Source organism: Pedobacter sp. BG31, assembly GCF_042464845.1.
GTDB lineage: Bacteria > Bacteroidota > Bacteroidia > Sphingobacteriales > Sphingobacteriaceae > Pedobacter > Pedobacter suwonensis.
Map to the genome: position 1 here is coordinate 1 of NZ_JBHNZK010000049.1, position 962 is coordinate 962.

The 962-nt window shown below is 50.3% G+C and carries 1 protein-coding gene; it reads left to right on the top strand.

Translation table 11 applies throughout. The annotated features are described in order from the left end of the window. A partial coding sequence (locus ACFE6N_RS23505; protein ID WP_378940368.1) for a TonB-dependent receptor plug domain-containing protein occupies positions 1 to 962 on the top strand: 962 nt, incomplete at both ends.

The following is a 962-nucleotide window of genomic DNA, read 5'->3' on the forward strand; positions in this document are numbered from 1 at the left end:
GCGGCAAAATTTTAAGTGCTGCCGATAGTACGGCAGTGCTATCGAACATCGAACTTACAGGAGCCGATGGGCTGATGCATAAAACCCAAACAGATGCAAAAGGAATCTTTGTTGTAAAGCTGCCTGCCGGTACTTACCGTTTTGTGGCCACCGCGGTGGGTTTTAAAACCTATGCGGTTAGTGTAACGGTGCCTTTAACCCGGGCATTTGTGGTGAGTTTACAGCCTGCCGATAACCAGCTGAACGAGGTTATGGTAAGCACGGGTTACCAGTTGCTGGATAGAACGCGGGCCACCGGATCTTTTGACAAACTGGATAAGGCCAGGTTAGACCAGCAGGTGGGCAAAAACATACTCGACAGGTTAGAGGCCATTGGTAACGGGCTCACCTTTGATAGGACAACCTCGGCCTCGGGTAAATTTTCTATCCGTGGTACCAGTACCATCCGTGGCCCGCGCGATCCGCTGGTTGTGGTAGATGATTTTCCTTACGCAGGCGACCTGGCCAATATCAACCCTGAAGATGTAGAAAGCATCACCGTTTTAAAAGATGCCGCGGCAGCCTCTATCTGGGGTTCCCGCGCCGGGAACGGGGTGATTGTGATTACCACCAAAAGAGGGAAAAAGAATACGCCGCTGTCGGTAAATTTTTCGGGCAGCATCGGTTTTGCACAAAAGCCTAACCTGCGGTATGAGCAGCGCATCTCATCAGCCGATGCGCTTGATGTAGAGCAGTTTTTATTCGGCAAGGGTTATTATACCAGCCAGATCAACTCCAGCCAGAAACCGGCTTTAACGCCCTTTGTAGAACTGCTGATTTTGAATGCGGCGGGCAGACTTTCAACTGCTGATTTGGAACAGGCCAAGGCAGGTTTCGCCGCACATGATGTGTATGATGATTTTGAAAGTTATGTATACAAAACCGGGGTAAACCAACAGTATGCACTCTCGCTATCGGGCGGG